A 17,721-nucleotide genomic window follows, 5' to 3' on the forward strand; every position below is an offset into this window, starting at 1 on the left:
TATTTGTGTTCCGCAATAAAATAAAGATTTATTTTGAATAATTATTTCCAGTTAAAAATTGACACCCGCTCCCAGCACATAGCTGCTGTCTTTTATGCTACCAAATGAATGTTTGGTTTCGTCGTAGTTGTACTTGAATGACAAGTGAATGTAATGCGTGAAGTAGTAGCGCAAGCCTGCGCTGCTATTGACGATGTAGTCCAGGTAAGTGAGATAGACGTGGGAGATTTGCAAATCAGCAAACGTCTCCAGCTTTCGCTCAAACCAGAATTGCTGGTAATCGAGTTTGCTGCCCCAGCCATCCATTTCGGTGTCCAATGATCCGCTGCGTAGCCAAAGGTGATTGTAGGCGAGGATGAGATCGAGTTTGTCTTCGCTTTCCCCCCACAGGCGATAACCTGGCCCTATGCCGACATAGGCATAACGGTTATGTGTATTGCCGCCTTCTTCTCGATAAGTTGAGTCGGTACGCAGCAGCCAGTGTTCGCTAAATAAATGATCGAGGGTGTAATTATATTCCTCGGTATCCTCCGAGACTTTGTGGTTTTCCTTATCGCGATTCACTTCGCCTTTTAGTTTGTGGCGCCAGTGCTTGGACTCCAGGCTTAATTCGGTATTGATGTGCAGTTTCTCTTTGCGCTGCGCATCGTTGTCGACATCGAGCGTAGTTTCCAGCAAGCCGGATTTTTTCCAGTGCGCTTGCGGCGGCGTTAACTTTAAATCGTGGATGGCAATATTTTTTCCATCGACTTTTACGTAGCCCTGTTTCTCACTTTGCTGGATGCGTGTTGAGTGCGGCTTTAAATTAATTTGCCAGTGTTGTTTTGCATCGGTGTGGAAGCTTTGGATGGCGGTGCTATCCAATGAAATTGTTCCCGCATAGGCGGTATTGATTTTGAGCTTGTTATCGGAAACTTCGGTGATGTCGCCGCTGATGCGATCACCGTTGTGCAATAGCACTTCATCCGCCTGTGCAATTGCGCAGGCAGTGAAGATTCCGGTCAGGCAGATACTGCGGATTATGGTGTTGGCTGTTCGGATTTTTTGCACACCAGCTCTGGGGTATTTTCGCCGAGGATAACTTTTGCTTCGCCTTGGTGCTCCCAAAACAAAGTGCCGCTCCCTTCATATTTGCTGCCGCTTGCGGCGGGGACAGATTGCAATTCTATCGCGCTGTTATCGCGCTCCAGTACAACAATTGCTGGTTCGGTTGCGTAGAAGGTGGCGATCAATAGCAACTGTGGATTATCGCTGCATGAAAAGTTAACCGGCCCGACCCTGCTTGTTGCTTGATAATACTCTTGTAACGCTTGCGGGTTCATTTTGCTGAATGGGCGTGCTTTAGTGTAATCGACGGTGTCATCGCAACTGCCGTCGGTTTCACAATCATTCACCCCATTGTTGTCTGTGTCCCATGATGGGTGCAATTTGACTACCGGGATGGCGTCGCTGCTGGAGCTGGTGGCTATGGTTGATGGGGTCGAGCTGACAACATTGGTCGACTCGGGTGGTTTGGGATCGCACGCGGTCAGTACAACCGTAAAACTTGCCAAGGTGATAAGGTGCCAATGTGAATTGATGTTCATAGTACTCTCCTTATAGCGGGCGGGTGTTGAATGTGAGTATATCAGCCGTGGATAATGCCGCATCTTAAAGCCCGCGCAGGATTCGCCAGTGTCTGACTCTGATTTACCTTCTTCTCCTTCTGAAAAACCGGCCAGGCCCAGAAGCCTGCTGCGTTCCAGTTTGCTTACCGGCTCAATGACTATGACCTCGCGGGTGCTGGGTTTGATCCGCGATATTGTGCTGGCGAGTGTTTTAGGTGCGGGCGGGGCGATGGATGCCTTTGGTGTCGCGCAGAAAATCCCCAACTTTTTCCGTCGTTTGTTTGCCGAAGGTGCCTTCTCGCAGGCATTTATTCCGGTGCTGTCGGAGTATCGCGAGAAGGGTTCGCACGCGGCCGTGAAAGAGCTGGTTGATAAAGTCGCTGGTTGCCTCGGGTCGATTTTGTTTTTGGTGACAATAATCGGTGTCGTGGGGGCAGCGGGTGTGTCGCTAGTGTTCGCCCCTGGTTATTTAGATAATCCCGCCAAATTTGATTTGTTGACCGATCTGGTGCGCATCACTTTTCCCTATTTGATGCTGATTTCGCTAACCGGTTTTGCCGGGGCGATCCTTAATAGTTACGACCGTTTTGCCATCCCGGCGATTACGCCGGTGTTCCTCAATGTCTTTATGATCGCTGGCGCGCTGCTGCTGAGTGATTTTTTCCCCACCCCTGCCCATGCATTGGCCTGGAGTATTGTCGCTGCCGGTATTTTTTCACTGCTGTTCCAATTACCCTTTTTGCGGCAGATTCATTTGTTGCCTTCGCCCAAGCTGGACTGGTCACATCCCGGTGTAAAGCGGATTTTGGTGTTGATGACCCCGGCGCTGTTCGGGGTTTCGGTGAGCCAGCTCAATCTGTTGCTGGATACCATTATCGCTACCAAATTGGGCGATGGTGCGGTGAGCTGGCTGTTCTATTCCGACCGCTTGGTGGAGCTGCCGCTGGGGGTTTTTGGTGTGGCGATTGCGACGGTGATTATGCCGGGTCTATCGCGCCTGAGTGCGGCGCAATCCGGTGAGAAGTTTAGCCAGATGCTCGATTGGGCAATCCGCTTTGTGGTGCTAATCGCGTTACCGGCCACGCTTGCCTTGGTGATCCTCGCGGAACCTATCCTGTTCACGCTTTTTTATCACGGTGAAATGAAGCTGCACGACATCACTATGTCGACCTACAGCTTGAAGGGTTATGCGCTGGGGTTGTTCGCTTTTATGCTGATTAAAGTTCTGGTGCCGGGCTACTTTGCGCGACAGGACATGAAGGCGCCGGTGCGTATCGGGATTATCGCCATAGTTGCCAACATTGTAATGAAGCCGATAGTGGTTATCCCGATGGTAATGCTGTGGGGGTTGGGGCATGTCGGATTGGCCCTGACCACCGCGCTAGCCGCATACGTCAACGCGTATTTGCTCTATCGCGGTCTCCGTAAGCAGCAAATTTACGTGCCTGCGAGCAATTGGCCGCGTATCTGGTTGCGCTACGGTGCAGCTAATTTGGCGTTGGTCGCGACGCTGTTCGGCTTCCTGCATTTCTGGAGCGATTGGCATACATTCGGGGTAATCGAGCGGGTTATCCGCCTGACTATCGTTTGCGTGGCGGGACTGGGTGTTTATGTGTTGATGTTGCTGGCGGTTGGCGTCCGTTTGCGCGATTTCCGCGCGCATCATTAGGGGCACTAAAAGCCGCTTTCATCCTGTATACTTCACGCCTCTTTTTTGGTCGATCTTGGGTTATATCGAGTGCAGGCGCCGGAAACACTACCTTCGCAGACGCGGTCGTTTATTCGCGGGTTATACAACCTGCGTACGTGGCATAAGGGCTGCGTGGCAACCATTGGCTCTTTTGATGGCGCCCATCTCGGGCATCAGGCCGTGCTCCGCCAGTTGATTGCGGTTGCCCAGCAACACCAGTTACCTGCAGTGGCGATAGTGTTTGAGCCCCAGCCGCACGAGTTTTTCTCCGGTGATAAAGCCCCCGCGCGCCTGATGCGCCTGCGCGAAAAAGTGCAGGCGTTATTGGCGGCGGGCGTGAACCGTGTGTTATGCCTGCAGTTCAACCATGAGCTGCGCAATTTGTCGGCCGATGCCTTTATCGAAAAAGTACTGGTCAATGGCTTGGGTATTAAGCATCTGGTAGTCGGCGACGACTTCCGCTTCGGCTGTGATCGCCGCGGTGACTTCGCCCTGTTACAGCAAGCTGGTGCTAGATTCGGATTCGATGTATCAGACAGCGTCACCCTCAGCGTGGACGGTGAGCGCGTCAGCAGTACCCGTATTCGCCAGCTATTAGAAGCTGGTGATTTCACCGGGGCTGAAAAACTGCTGGGTCATCCCTATATCATCAATGGCCGCGTCGCCTACGGCAAACAGCTGGGGCGCCAGTTGGGCGTGCCTACCGCCAATTTGCATTTGCGTCGCTACCGTTCGCCTTTGCACGGGGTGTTTGCAGTTACAGCAACATTCCGCGATGGCAGCGTACATCAGGGCGTGGCAAATATCGGCGTGCGTCCGACAGTCAATGGTGTGAGCAAGCCGTTGCTGGAAGTGCATCTGTTTGATTTCTCGCGCATGGTTTACGGTGAAATGATCGACGTATCCTTTCACAAGAAATTGCGCGACGAGAAAAAATTTGCGTCACTCGATGAGTTGCGTGCGCAATTGCACAGCGATATCGAGCAAGGTAAGGCATTTTTTGCTGCAGCGAATAATATCGCGCCTAATTAGTCCCCTTGCCCGATGAATCAGGAAGCTGTTGCCTGAAAGGGCGCTAACCTGACCGTGCAAAAGGATTGAGATATGAGCAGCACCTGGCAACAAATCAGTTCGACAGTGGTAGCGGAATTTTCCGATGTCAAGGATGTTGGCGAGCTAACTACGATTACCGTGCGCCTGTTCATGGCGGCGTTGTTGGGCGGCATCCTGGGTTTTGAGCGCGAACAGCGCGGCAAAGCGGCGGGAATTAAAACCCATATGTTGGTGGCGATCGGCTCGGCATTGTTTGTATTGATTCCGTTGCAAGCCGGAATTTCCGATGCGGAAATGAGCCGTGTGATGCAGGGAATTATTACCGGTATCGGTTTCCTCGGTGCCGGCGCAATTTTAAAAGGACACGATGAAAAAGACCTCAAAGGCCTGACAACTGCAGCGGGTATTTGGGTCACCTCTGCGATTGGTGTCGCGGCTGGTTTAGGACGGGAATCCCTGGCAATACTTTGTACTTTTTTGGCGCTGGTCGTTTTGATTGCTATGCCCAAAATCATTGATGTGCTCGAAGGTAAAACTGAAGCCAAAGACGAGCACAAAGAGCAGCCCCAAGACAAACAGTAAGTAACATTTGGCAATTTATCGCCAATTCATTTTCAAACAATTGTTAACAAGTTGACCGTGAATCATGACCGATTACAAAGCAACACTGAATCTGCCGACCACCGGTTTCGCGATGAAAGCGAACCTCGCCCAGCGCGAGCCGGATATGCTCAAACAATGGCAAGCGAGTGATCTCTACCAACAAATTCGTGCAGCACGCGCGGGTCGCGAACAGTTTATTCTGCACGATGGTCCTCCTTACGCTAACGGTGATATTCATATCGGTCATGCACTCAACAAAATTCTTAAAGATATTATCGTCAAGAGCAAAACTCTGAGCGGTTTTGATGCACCTTATGTGCCTGGTTGGGATTGCCATGGTTTGCCTATTGAACATAAAGTTGAAAAAGAGATTGGCAAGGCAGGCACCAAAGTTGATGTTAAAACCTTTCGCCAAAAATGCCGCGAATATGCGGCTAAACAAGTGGCAGGCCAAAAGCGCGACTTCATTCGCTTGGGAGTTTTGGGTGAGTGGGACAACCCCTATCTCACCATGGACTACAAGTTCGAGGCAGACATTATTCGTGCGTTGGGCAAAATTACCGAAAATGGCCATTTGCATCGCGGTTTCAAGCCAGTGTACTGGAGTGTGGTTGGCGGCTCAGCGCTTGCAGAGGCGGAAGTGGAATATCAGGATAAAACCTCTTTCTCTATCGATGTGAAATTTGCGTTTGTCGATCAAGCTGCAGTTGAAAAAAACATCGCAGAAGTGAGTGGCAGCGGAAAAATTTCGTTGGTAATTTGGACTACTACGCCTTGGACCTTGCCAGCTAACCAGGCGGTGTCTGCGAATGCAGAAGTAGATTACGCGTTGATCCAAGTGGGCGACGAGCGCTTATTGGTTGCAGAAACCTTAATCGCCAGCGTGCTTGCGCGTGCAAAAATTGAAAGCCATGAAATCGTCGGTCGCGTGAAAGGCGCGGCGCTAGAAAAATTGCTGCTGCAACATCCTTTTTATGCGCGTCAGGTTCCGGTGATTCTCGGCGATCACGTAACTACTGATGCGGGTACTGGTTTTGTACATACTGCACCTGATCACGGTGCGGACGACTTTAATGTTGGTATGAAATACGGCATTCAAACACTGAATTATATCGACGATAACGGTATCTATCGCCCGAATGTAGAAATCTTCGCTGGCGATCATGTGTATAAAGTTGATGAGAAAGTGGTTGCACTTTTAATTGAAAAAAATGCGCTGTTTGCACAGGGTAAAATCACTCACAGCTTCCCCCATTGCTGGCGTACCAAAACCCCACTGATTTTCCGTGCGACGCCGCAGTGGTTTGTGAGCATGAGCAAAAACAATTTGCGCGATCAGGTGGCGCAAGCGGTTGAGTCAGTTGAATGGATTCCTGATTGGGGTAAAGCGCGTATCGATGCGATGCTTGCGACTTCTCCCGACTGGTGTATTTCTCGTCAGCGTACTTGGGGTGTTCCTATTGCGTTGTTTGTAAATAAAGAAACACAAGAGTTGCATCCAGATACTGTTCGCTTAATTGAAGCTGTTGCGCAAAAGGTTGAGCGAGATGGAATGGATGCGTGGTTCGATTTGGATGCGTCAGAATTGCTTGGTGCTGATGCCGATAAATACCAAAAAGTGACAGATACCCTGGATGTATGGTTTGACTCTGGAGTGTCTCATTTTGCTGTGCTCAGCCAGCGCGCTAATCTGCGTTTTCCTGCCGATTTATATTTGGAAGGTTCGGATCAACATCGTGGTTGGTTTCAGTCATCGTTAAAAACGTCAATGGCTATGCACGGAGTTGCCCCCTATAAACAAGTTCTTACTCATGGTTTTACCATTGACGCGAAGGGCATGAAAATGTCCAAGTCAATCGGCAATGCGATAGACCCGCAAGTCGTAATTAAGGATTTAGGTGCGGATGTTTTGCGCCTGTGGGTTGCAGCGACTGACTTCAGTACCGAGATGAGTGTGTCAGAAGAAATTCTGAAACGCACAGCAGATTCTTATCGCCGTATTCGTAACACTGCGCGCTTTATTTTGTCGAACCTCACTGGATTTAATCCAGCGACTGATGCCGTGCCGGTAGAAAATATGCTGCAGCTGGATCGCTGGATTGTTGGCCGTACGGCGCAATTGCAGCAAGAGATTATCGCTGCTTACGACAACTACCAGTTGCATTTGATTTACCAAAAACTGCACAACTTCTGCGTTGTGGAGCTGGGTGGTTTCTACCTCGATATTATTAAAGATCGCCAATACACCGTTAAAGCTGATGCAATTGCGCGCCGTTCTGCACAGACCGCTTTGCAATATGTTATTGAGGCAATGGTGCGTTGGATTGCACCAATTCTAAGTTTTACTGCTGACGAAATCTGGAAAGAAATTGCCGGTGAGCGCGAGGCGAATGTATTTGTCGCTGAGTGGTACCAATTGCCAACCCTGCCTACAGATTCATTTGCGGATAGCTACTGGGAGCTAATCGCCCAAGTTAAAGATGCAGTGAACAAAGTGCTGGAAGCGAAGCGTACCGCTGGCGAAGTGGGTGGTTCTTTAGGTGCAGAAGTCATTCTTTATTGCGATGAAAAATTGCAAGGTGAATTGAGCAAGCTGGCAAATGAATTGCGTTTTGTGTTGATTACATCAACCGCAGAAATTCGTCCGCTGGGTGAGGCGCAAGGTGCTGTTGCAACTGACGTTGCAGGCTTGCAGGTGGAGGTGAAAAAATCCGAACACGCGAAGTGTGAGCGCTGCTGGCATCACCGCGCAGATGTGGGATCAAAACCTGCGCACCCAACAATCTGCGTACGCTGTGTAGAAAACGTTGATGGCGCTGGCGAAACCCGCCAATTCGCATAATTGCTTTCGTTGGGGCGCTGCTTGTTGCGCCCTGTCTTTTTCGATGTGGTATTGAACATTATTGGGCGCAGCAAGCGGCGCCCCTACATGTGAAGATCAATCTTTGTGAAACGTAAATAATGACTGAGAAAATTTATCAAAAGCCATGGTTTTGGTATCTCGTCGCGCTAGTGATAGTGGCACTGGATCAGGCAAGTAAGCATGCAATCGAAGCCGCATTTGAATATGGCGAGACGCTAGTGTTTACATCGTTTTTCAATTTCACGCTAGCGTACAACACTGGTGCTGCATTTAGTTTTCTCGCTGAGGCGGGTGGTTGGCAGCGCTGGTTTTTTGCAGTGATCGCAATTGCGGCCAGTGTGTTGCTGAGTGTCTGGATTGCGCGCACCGCACAACATAAACCGCGTGAAGCATTTGGGCTGGCATTTATTCTCGGTGGGGCAGTGGGCAATCTTTATGACCGTATTGTTCACGGTCATGTCGTGGATTTTATTGTGGTTCATTATCAGGATAATTACTGGCCCGCGTTTAATCTCGCAGACTCGGCAATTACCTTGGGTGCTGCAGTGTTAATTATTGATATGTTATTTACGAAAGAGAAGAAAGCCAATGCGTGAGTTAGCCGTAGGGCCAGGTACCAAAATCACTTTGCATTTTGCCTTGCAATTAGACAATGGTGATATGGTCGACTCCAATTTTGAGCGCGATCCAGCAACCTTTACTGTTGGTGATGGCAACTTGCTTCCCGGTTTTGAGAAAGCGCTGTTTGGAATGTTGGAAGGTGAGCATAAAACGCTGGTGATAAAACCGGAAGATGGTTTTGGTCAGCGCAACCCGAACAATATTCAGGAAATCGCGCGTAGCCAATTTGCTCCTGATCTCGAACTGAGCGAAGGTCTGATGTTGTCCTTTGCTGACGCACAAAAAACAGAGTTGCCTGGCGTGGTGCAGAGTTTTGATGAGGAAGTCGTTATTGTCGATTTTAATCATCCGCTTGCTGGTCGCGATATTTTATTTGAAGTGGCCATCCTTAAAATCGAACCGGTTCAGGTGCACTGATTATGACTCAAATCAAACTCGCCAATCCCCGTGGTTTTTGTGCCGGTGTTGATCGCGCTATTGATATCGTTAATCGCGCCCTCGACGTCTTCGGTGCACCAATCTATGTGCGTCACGAAGTAGTACACAACAAATTTGTCGTGGATTCATTGCGCGAGCGTGGAGCGATTTTTGTCGATGAAGTTGATCAGGTTCCCGATGATGTGATTTTAATTTTCAGTGCACACGGTGTATCCCAAGCCGTGCGTAAAGAAGCCGAAGAGCGCGGTTTGCAAATTTTTGATGCAACTTGCCCGCTGGTAACCAAAGTGCATATCGAAGTAACGCGCTACAGCCGCGAAGGGCGCGAGTGCATTTTGATCGGGCACGAAGGACACCCTGAGGTTGAAGGCACCATGGGGCAATACAACACCAGCAACGGCGGTACTATCTATTTAGTGGAAGACGAAGCTGATGTTGATGCGCTGGTAGTTGGAGACCCAGAAAATCTGGCTTACGTAACCCAAACCACTCTGTCGATGGACGATACCGCAAAAGTAATTGAAGCCCTGCGCAATAAATTCCCCAAGATCCAAGGGCCGCGCCGCGACGATATCTGCTATGCCACCACCAATCGCCAGGATGCTGTGCGCCAGCTAGCGCTTGAATGTGATCTGGTGCTGGTTGTCGGCTCCCCCAACTCTTCCAACTCAAATCGCCTGCGTGAACTTGCCGAGCGCTGCGGTACTGAAAGCTACTTGATCGATGGTCCCGATGACATCAATCCCGAGTGGATAAAAAATCGCACCAGCATTGGTATTACTGCAGGCGCTTCCGCCCCGGAAGTATTGGTTAAGCAGGTGATTGATAAGCTCAAAGCTTGCGGTGCCGAGGTCCCAATCGAAATGGATGGCACCCCGGAGAATATTAGTTTTTCGTTGCCGAAGGCGTTGAGGATTTAATATCCCTAATCATTCGGCGCTATTTTTTTAGGCACTCTTCGTATTTAATCTTTTCAGAGCGCAGGCGACCAGCGCGATTTAACACCAGTTTAATTCCATCTCCTGATTCTTTGGGGCAGACTTTTATTGTGCCTGCAATAAATGCCCCTCTATCTCGTTTTCCTGGCTGCCTGCTTTCGCCAGTATTGATAAATGAAATTTGGGCGCTTTTACTAAAATTATCGCTAATCTCCACATTGCTCATGAGTTCCTTCTGTTCAGAAATTAGTGGCTCCTCATCATCTTTAATTCCATTATTGTTTCGATCGAAAAACACTATCCATCCGTCATTCCATTTTGGGGTAGCAAGTAAAACTGTGCGTTCATTGCGGAATACTGCCTGACTTCGTGCAGTTTCAATAGTGGTAATCAAGGTCTGCGCGGTTGTTACTATGCGCTCTTTCTGTATCTGGCGTGAAAAGCCGGGGATAGCTATGGTTAGCAGTATTGCAGTAATTGTGAGGGTGACGAGTAGTTCGAGCAGGGTAAAGCCTTGAATTTTCATTCAGTTCCATTCCTTGGATAAATTAGCTTGTAATGTTTAAAAATGCGCCATGGGTGGCCGCTCATGGGCTGACCTTGACCATATGTCGCTTGCCAAACCCTTTCTAAAAAAAGGCATGATAAGCTACAACGATCATAATCAACCTAATTTCCTTTGTCTATCGACCTAAACCATCCCGCTCCTTCGGATGTTGAATTTTTGTGAGAGAGTGACTCATGCGCTATCTGGCTCGTGGTTTTACCATGATTGAATTGATGACAACGCTGGTAGTTGTGGCTATTGCTGTGTCAATCGCAATCCCCTCGTTCAAATCGCAAATAGTGAATAATCGTTCGGTTGCACTGGGGGAAGATATTGCATCTGCCATCAATGCAGCGAGAGCTGAAGCAGTAAAGCGAGCTGATCGGGCTGCAATTTGTGCAAGTAAATCAGGCACTGATTGTGATGGTACATGGACAGATGGTTTTATCCTGTTTATCGATGCGGCAAAGAAAGACAAAGAAGCAACACCTACAGTGAAAACAGTTTTGAAGGTGTGGCCACAGCAGGATTCTGCTGCCGTAATTACTGTTAAAAGTGACTCCGAAGATGTGACATTCATCCGCTATACCAGCTTGGGTACTTTGGCGCGTGTGAAGGACAAACCTATAGAGATCCTTGCGCATTTGAAAAAATGTACTGGTAATGCTGCACGAAAAATAAGTGTGGGATTTTCGGGGTTAGTTTCAGTCGAGCGTAAAGAGTGTGACAGTTAATAATGTGCATATTTGATATGAGTTGGTAGGTTGAACTTATGATTTTTTTATTTTCCAAGTCATCATTGAGAGAACCCAATCAGTCAGGAGTTGGGCTTATTGAGGTATTGGTGACTTTATTAATCTTGTCTACTGCGCTACTCGCGTTAGGTGCCATGCAGAATAAATCCCTGCAGTTTAATCAGGGGGCGTATATGAGATCTCAGGCTAATATTTTGGCTTACGATTTAATGGACAGGGTCCGCGTTAATTTGCGGAATCTTAAGGATTACAAATCAGCTGAAGCAGGACCATCATCATCCCCTGTTACATCTCCTTTAACAGCAGCTGATATTGACAATTGGCGCATTAATATTAACCGGCAATTACCTGACGGAAAGGGCGGCGTGTCATGTGTCGCCACAACTAATGTTTGTACGGTTACGATTTCTTGGCGTGAGCTAAATAACAGTGGTGAAGAGCGTGAGAATAAAACCACCTTTACATATGAAGCCAGGATGTGAGGATTGATTTATGCGTTTGCGACAAACAGGTTTATCACTTGTTGAACTAATGATCTCTATAACACTGGGGCTCATTTTGATGGCAGGTGTGGTACAAATATTTTTGTCAAGCAAGACAGTTTTTAATACTCAGCAGGGCTTATCAAGAATTCAAGAAACAGGTCGCTTGGCAATTGAGTTTTTGGCCCGTGATGTACGTATGGCTGCTTTTTATGGTTGTTATCGGCCTAATCCAAGTGTTCCTGGAAATGAATTGCAAAATGCAGCCTTGGTGATTGCTGGATTGCACGGAAATTTTGCTGAGGGGGTCCGTGGGTATGATTCACTTGCAGCTCTCCCCGGGGGGGCTGGTGTCGTAGGGGCAAGCATTAAGCCGTTGAGTTCCGGTGTTGCGAATGTTGTGATAGTTCGTGCGGCTCAAACAGTGGGGTTGCCTATATCCAAGCCAAATGATGCAAATGGAGTTTTTGCATACAGTGCGGAGCCTGCTGATAGTAAAGGATGCTTTGATGGAATGTGCGCAAATTCGGCAGTTGTTGTCAGTGATTGTTTTAAGGCGAGAGTTTTTAGGGTTGCCATTGCACCTACCTCAATGGCAAATGATGTCAACTTCCGGCACAACGAAGGTTGGGGCGGTGGTGTTATTACAACAGAAAACTTTGTGTCCGGTGAAGTCGCTGCGATGAATACTATCGTATATTTTCTCGCACAAGGGGCTAGTGGTCTGCCAAGCCTTTGGCAGAAAACGAACACTGAAGATGCGTTGGAGCTGTTAGAAGGGGTTGAGCAGATGCGTATAAGTTACTCGACCACCAATAACCCTAATTATCGCTTGGCAAGTGCTCTTCCTGCGGCAGATTGGCCAATAGTAAATTCGGTACGTATCGAGGTCGTGGCTCGTAGTACTGAAAATAATGTTGTTGATTCGCCACAGCCATACACTCTTGGTGGTGTCGTTATTAAGCCGACAACGATTGTTGTTCCTCCTGCTACCAAGGCCGTTGATGATCGATATTTGCGTCAGGTATTCACATCCACAATTGGCATTCGTGCTCGTAATCCGTAGGAAATAGACATGAGCGACATTTATTCAGGCATGCAGCAATTATCTACAGTCCGGGCGCAGCGCGGCATTGTACTTATTGTTGGCTTGGTTATGGTTTTGTTGATCACTATTGTTGGTCTCGCTGCGGTGCGTGGAAGCGGACTGCAAGAAAGTATGGCGGGGAATATGCGTGATCGAAATCTTTCATTTCAGTGCGCTGAATCAGCTTTGAGAAGTGGTGAGGCAGTAGTGGCTCCTGAAGTCAAGGTGCTGCCTGCATTTGATTGTACAAAGGGGCTTTGTTTGGATTTGGAAGCCATTCCAAAAAATTCGGTTCGTTATTGGGATAGTGAGTGGGAAAAAATCGCAGCTGAAACGAGCCTTGATCTGAAATCTATAGCAAAAAAACCGCGTATGTTAGTTGAAGAACTCGATGCTAATGTGGGGTCTTGTGCTGCAAATGAGGGCAGTGGTGTTGGCTTGGGTAGCCTTACTATGTCGGGTGACTGTATTCCTTATCGTATAACTGCGCTATGCCTCGGTGCGAGCCAGGAATCCAAGGTGATTGTTCAATCAGCTTATAAGCGCTTTCAGCAATAAAGAAGGGGGGATCAAATGATGATGCTCAAAAAATTTGTAGCCACAATAGATTTTATCGTCAGATGCTTTCCTGTTCGCAAGGTAAGTGCAGGAGTATCGGCATTCTTTTTCAGCTTGGTTATTGTGCATGCGGCGAATGCTGCTCCGGCGCAATACCCGCTGTTTTTGTCGAATCCTGTTGTACCCATAATGATGTTAAATATGTCGAAGGATCATCAGCTGTATTTCAAAGTGTATGATGATTATTCGGATCTTGATGGCGACAAAATTCCAGATATTACTTATAAAAATAGCTATGAGTATTATGGTTATTTTGATAGCAAAAAGTGTTACACCTATAGCACTACAAATAATCGTTTTGTACCATCTAGAAAAGTTAACGGATCTAATTATTGTAACTACGGTGGAACAACTACTGAGTGGAGTGGTAATTTCCTTAACTGGGCCAGTATGACGCGGATGGACTCCATCCGAAAAATTCTTTACGGTGGGTTGCGTTCTACAGATACGTCCGGATTAACGGTTCTTGAACGTGCTTTTCTTCCCCACGATGCACACTCATTTGCAAAGTACTATAACGGCACTGATTTATCTAGTTTGACTCCATTTAATGATGCTGCAGCAGTTCCCAGAGGGTTGACTGGGACAGAGGCAACAGGCATTACAATTTGTAATACCTCCCCGGCAGGTGGTAAGGCCGTATCTCAGTTGGCGGACGCCGCCCCTCTGCTTCGCGTTGCTAAAGGTAATTACACTTTCTGGGCGAGCAACGAGCGTTGGCAATGTCGTTGGAATAGTGAGATTTCAGCGGCGAATGGTAATACTTTTGCTGCAACTGGTAACTATGCATATGGTAATACTCCTATAAATGGCAATAAGATAGGTACTGGTTCTGCCAGCGGTGAATTCAGTGCACGAGTCGAAGTTTGCGTAAAAGATTTGGAGGAGGCTAATTGCTACACGTATCCAAATGGAAATAAAAAACCGCAAGGCCTACTGCAGGAGTATGGTGAGGTTCGAGGCGGTGCTAGTGTTTCGAAAATTAATTTTGGTTTGCTTACCGGCTCGTATAGTAAAAATAAATCGGGCGGTGTTTTGCGTAAAACCATTGGTAATATGTCTGGTGAAATCAATTCTACAACGGATGGGACATTTACTGGTGCAGCAGGGGTAATCAAAACACTGAATTTGTTGCGAATTTATGGTTACCGTTATGATGATGGTACCTATTTTAATACTACTGCCAGTGATAACTGCTCATGGGCGTTAAATTCTTTTTCAAATGGCAGTTGCTCAAATTGGGGAAATCCTCAAGCTGAAATCTATCTTGAATCACTGCGCTACCTGGCTGGTAAATCGGCCAATCCGAGTTTTAACACCGATGATTCCTCAAGAATTGCAGGGTTGACCACAGCAACTTGGTCAGCACCTGTGACAACCGCTAACGCGTGTGCGCCTTTAAACGTGTTGCAGTTTAATGCGTCAACAACATCTTACGATGGGGATGAGCTATCAACTGTTACTGACATTATGAGTAGTGGTTCTCTTAATGACTGGACAAACCTTATTGCAGATCCGAAGCGCGAGGCTTTGTCAGGATCTTATTTCATGGGGAAAAATGCTTCAGCAGCGAATGGATTGTGTACAGCTAAAACATTGGGATTGCTTTCAGATGTTCGTGGTACTTGCCCCGATGCGCCTCGCTTAGAGGGTAGTTATCACTTGGCTGGTCTTGCTTATTATGCGCGGACTAATGATTTTATTTCCGGGGTAAGTGGTGTACAAACAGTTCGTACTTATGGTGTAGCACTTGCTCCCGCATTGCCCAAAGTTGAAATTCCTGTTCCTGGTAGTACTTCCGGGAAAAAAGTAACTATTCTTCCTGCGTGTCGTGAACTCAGTGTCGGCACATCTCCGAATAACGGCGCTTGCGCTATTGTTGATTTTAAAATTCTGTCGCAATCCAGTACTTCAACAACAAATTCTGGGAAATTGTATGTGAACTGGGAGGATAGTGAGCAGGGAGGGGATTATGACCAGGATCTATGGGGCGTGATTGATTACTCAGTGACAGCAACTAAAGTAACTATTGGTACCAAGGTCATAATATCGTCGGTGGGCTCTAACAAAATTGGTTTTGGTTATGTAATTAGTGGTACTAAAAGTGATGGGCCTCATTTTCATAGCGGCATAAACGGTTATTCAGAGTATGAATGTTCTAACTGTCAGGTGAGTAATGCAATGAGCTATCGACCTTGGGATATAGGTGAATCATCAGATAAGTCACTTGAATCACCACTTTTTTACGCTGCTAAATGGGGTGGTTTCAGTGATGAATTGGTAAAAACGGTCGTTGGCGTGGACACATACACTGATGCCAAACGAACCACTTTCTATCCTCGTGATGATGTGTTAGCAGCGGTAAAAGCTAGTGATGCATCTGACACTTATTTTTTTGCTACCGACCCTCGCAAGCTTGAAGCTTCTTTAGGATCTGCGTTTGATAGCATTGCTGCTAGCATTGGTTCCTCATCCGCTGTAGCAACTAACTCTACTCGTCTTTCAGAGGGATCATATGTATTCCAAGCTCAATTCAATAGCGAAGGCTGGAGTGGGACTCTTAACGCATTTGAGTTCGCGAAAGATGGAACGTTGCCTGTTATACCGACATTTTCTACGTCCAATGCGTCAAGTATGCCGCGCACAGGTGTTGGGCGTAATGTTTATACATTTAATGGTACAGATCGGGTTAATTTTGCTTGGGGTAATTTAACAACCGCACAAAAACTGGCTTTACGCCTCGGTAGTGAAACCACCGATGTTAACGCGCAAAAGCGTGCTGACTGGTTAGTGGGTAATGCTACTAATGAAAATAAATCTACGGGATTGCGTGAGCGTGGTGCTGGTGACAAGCGTGTGATATTGGGAGATATTGTTAACTCCAGCCCCGCATATGTAGGTGCTTGGGATTTCCGCTACCATCGTCTACCTGTTGGTGGTAGTTCTTACCGCGACTATGTGGAAACAAAAAAAACAAAAATGCCACGTATATTTGTTGGTGCGAATGATGGGATGGTTCACGCATTCCAAGCTCCAACGAAGGATATATCGGGTGGTAATGTGTTCAAAGAGTTATACGCATACGTACCTAATATTGCATTTTCCAAATTGGCGAACTTAACAAAACCAGACTATGGTTCTGCATCAAACCCTCACCAATTTATAGTTGATGGGCCAATTACAGTAGGTGATGCCTATATAGGGGGATCATGGCGCACTATAGTTGTTGGAACCATGGGGGCTGGAGGACGTGGCATCTATGCGCTTGATGTTACTGACGCTAGCGGTCCACCAAAGGTTCTTTGGGAGTTAAGTGAGGCTGATTATCCAGCGCTTGGTTATGTTGTGGGCAAGCCGTTGATTGTGCCTATGACTAATAATCGTTGGGCAGTTGTGCTGGGGAATGGAAGTGAGAGTGGTGCTTTTTCAAGTTTGTTAGTTATTGATATAGAAGCCCCTCGGAATACATCTTATAGCAAAGTGCTGAGTACTGGTGTGGGTGTAGGGCTATCTGCTCCTGAATTGCTACCAAATGGTGTGGGACAGGTTGAAGTAGCCTACGCAGGCGATTTGAGTGGTAACTTATGGCGGTTTAAGCTTTCAGATAAAGATTCACCGACCGATGCATCGAAGTGGAAAAAAGAGTATTTGTTATTTAAAGCAGTTGATAAGGATGGTAAAGCGCAACCAATTCAAGCTGCACCTACTTTGGGTTTAAATCCAAAAATGAATAACAAAATTATGGTGTATTTTGGTGCGGGTAAATATTTTGATGTGGGTGATAATGCTACACCGACTTCACCGCAATATAGTTTTTATGCGATTGCGGATACTGGCTCTGAAATTACCCGCTCGAATTTGTTTGCAAAAACACTGAGTACTACTTATGCCGGAGTAGCAAGTACACGCAAAGTTGTTCAGGATGCAGCTTCTCCAGTGCAGTCCCCCGATTGGACAGTACATAAGGGGTGGCGATTGGATTTTGCTGACACTGCCGGTGAACGTATTACGACCAAAGCAATTTTGTTACAAGACAGGTTATTTTTCCCAACGTTGATACCGTCGGGAGTGGCTTGTGAATACGGTGGTAAAAGCTGGTTAATGGAAGTTTGTGCTGTAGGTACAGCTTGTCGCTCTGGTGGCAGGACTACAACGAACCTATTAAATGATTACTTGGTGTTGGGAGATATTGGATTAGGGAAATTACCTGAGAAAAGTGGTAGCGATAGCTCTACGTCAGGCGCAGCAAGTAGTGGCTCGTCAAGTAGTGAGGATAATGGCTGCACCAATGCGTCAACAGGCGAAGCTGCCATTATTGGTAGTGGCACAGATGCAACGTTGATGAATATTAAAACAACATACAGTAAGTGCGGCGAAGGACGTCAGTCTTGGCGGCAACTTCAATAAAGAAGGTGTTGA

15 protein-coding genes are annotated in these 17,721 nt (G+C 47.3%); 12 read left to right on the forward strand and 3 right to left on the reverse strand.

The genetic code is table 11. The features are described from left to right. Positions 1 to 51 precede the first annotated feature (51 nt). Together AAGC78_RS03700 and AAGC78_RS03705 are read right to left on the reverse strand one after the other, a co-directional pair. Entirely contained in the window at positions 52 to 1,050 is a 999-nt protein-coding gene (locus AAGC78_RS03700) for a DUF481 domain-containing protein (RefSeq protein WP_435782685.1), read from the reverse strand. Continuing rightward, a complete protein-coding gene (locus AAGC78_RS03705) occupies positions 1,020 to 1,586 on the reverse strand; it encodes an MliC family protein (RefSeq protein WP_435782686.1) in 567 nt (188 codons plus the stop codon). The genes AAGC78_RS03700 and AAGC78_RS03705 overlap by 31 nt, the downstream gene beginning before the upstream one ends. An 88-nt stretch (positions 1,587 to 1,674) precedes the next feature. Here AAGC78_RS03705 and murJ point away from each other — a divergent pair, with 88 nt between their 5' ends. The 7 genes from murJ to ispH all read left to right on the forward strand — a co-directional run bounded on the left by murJ (position 1,675) and on the right by ispH (position 9,795). Next, positions 1,675 to 3,276, forward strand: coding sequence for a murein biosynthesis integral membrane protein MurJ (murJ, locus tag AAGC78_RS03710; protein WP_435782687.1), 1,602 nt, complete (start codon positions 1,675 to 1,677; stop codon positions 3,274 to 3,276). A gap of 69 nt (positions 3,277 to 3,345) precedes the next feature. Continuing rightward, positions 3,346 to 4,329 carry a bifunctional riboflavin kinase/FAD synthetase gene (gene ribF, locus AAGC78_RS03715; protein WP_435782688.1) on the forward strand — a complete coding sequence of 328 codons (984 nt, stop codon included), beginning with the start codon at positions 3,346 to 3,348 and terminating at the stop codon, positions 4,327 to 4,329. A gap of 72 nt (positions 4,330 to 4,401) precedes the next feature. After that, complete coding sequence (locus AAGC78_RS03720; RefSeq protein WP_435782689.1) at positions 4,402 to 4,932, forward strand: MgtC/SapB family protein; 531 nt, start codon at positions 4,402 to 4,404, stop codon at positions 4,930 to 4,932. Positions 4,933 to 4,996: 64 nt separating this feature from the next. Continuing rightward, on the forward strand, positions 4,997 to 7,795 hold the full coding sequence (gene ileS, locus AAGC78_RS03725) for an isoleucine--tRNA ligase (protein WP_435782690.1): 2,799 nt from the start codon (positions 4,997 to 4,999) through the stop codon (positions 7,793 to 7,795). A 119-nt stretch (positions 7,796 to 7,914) separates the two neighbouring features. Next, positions 7,915 to 8,412, forward strand: a complete 498-nt coding sequence (gene lspA / locus AAGC78_RS03730) for a signal peptidase II (protein ID WP_435782691.1) — start codon at positions 7,915 to 7,917, stop codon at positions 8,410 to 8,412. Beyond that, positions 8,405 to 8,854, forward strand: coding sequence for an FKBP-type peptidyl-prolyl cis-trans isomerase (locus tag AAGC78_RS03735; protein ID WP_435782692.1), 450 nt, complete (start codon positions 8,405 to 8,407; stop codon positions 8,852 to 8,854). Before lspA ends, AAGC78_RS03735 begins: the two co-directional genes overlap by 8 nt. A 2-nt stretch (positions 8,855 to 8,856) precedes the next feature. Continuing rightward, entirely contained in the window at positions 8,857 to 9,795 is a 939-nt protein-coding gene (gene ispH, locus AAGC78_RS03740) for a 4-hydroxy-3-methylbut-2-enyl diphosphate reductase (RefSeq protein WP_435782693.1), read from the forward strand. 19 nt (positions 9,796 to 9,814) lie between these two features. On the opposite strand, the gene AAGC78_RS03745 is transcribed toward ispH, so the two are convergent. After that, the gene (locus AAGC78_RS03745; RefSeq protein ID WP_435782694.1) at positions 9,815 to 10,339 is read right to left on the reverse strand and encodes a GspH/FimT family pseudopilin; all 525 of its coding nucleotides are present in this window, start codon (positions 10,337 to 10,339) and stop codon (positions 9,815 to 9,817) included. A 215-nt stretch (positions 10,340 to 10,554) separates the two neighbouring features. Here AAGC78_RS03745 and AAGC78_RS03750 point away from each other — a divergent pair, with 215 nt between their 5' ends. The 5 genes from AAGC78_RS03750 to AAGC78_RS03770 are packed head-to-tail and all read left to right on the forward strand — an operon-like array spanning position 10,555 to position 17,709. Beyond that, positions 10,555 to 11,094 carry a GspH/FimT family pseudopilin gene (locus AAGC78_RS03750; RefSeq protein WP_435782695.1) on the forward strand — a complete coding sequence of 180 codons (540 nt, stop codon included), beginning with the start codon at positions 10,555 to 10,557 and terminating at the stop codon, positions 11,092 to 11,094. 38 nt (positions 11,095 to 11,132) lie between these two features. Next, entirely contained in the window at positions 11,133 to 11,597 is a 465-nt protein-coding gene (gene pilV / locus AAGC78_RS03755) for a type IV pilus modification protein PilV (RefSeq protein ID WP_435782696.1), read from the forward strand. A gap of 10 nt (positions 11,598 to 11,607) precedes the next feature. Beyond that, positions 11,608 to 12,663 (forward strand): PilW family protein, encoded by a 1,056-nt coding sequence (locus AAGC78_RS03760; protein ID WP_435782697.1) that lies wholly within the window; start codon positions 11,608 to 11,610, stop codon positions 12,661 to 12,663. 9 nt (positions 12,664 to 12,672) lie between these two features. Further along, on the forward strand, positions 12,673 to 13,242 hold the full coding sequence (locus tag AAGC78_RS03765) for a pilus assembly PilX family protein (RefSeq protein WP_435782698.1): 570 nt from the start codon (positions 12,673 to 12,675) through the stop codon (positions 13,240 to 13,242). 15 nt (positions 13,243 to 13,257) lie between these two features. After that, complete coding sequence (locus AAGC78_RS03770) at positions 13,258 to 17,709, forward strand: pilus assembly protein (RefSeq protein WP_435782699.1); 4,452 nt, start codon at positions 13,258 to 13,260, stop codon at positions 17,707 to 17,709. Positions 17,710 to 17,721: the final 12 nt, after the last annotated feature.

The organism is Cellvibrio sp. (assembly GCF_039207905.1).
In the GTDB taxonomy this organism is placed as follows: domain Bacteria; phylum Pseudomonadota; class Gammaproteobacteria; order Pseudomonadales; family Cellvibrionaceae; genus Cellvibrio.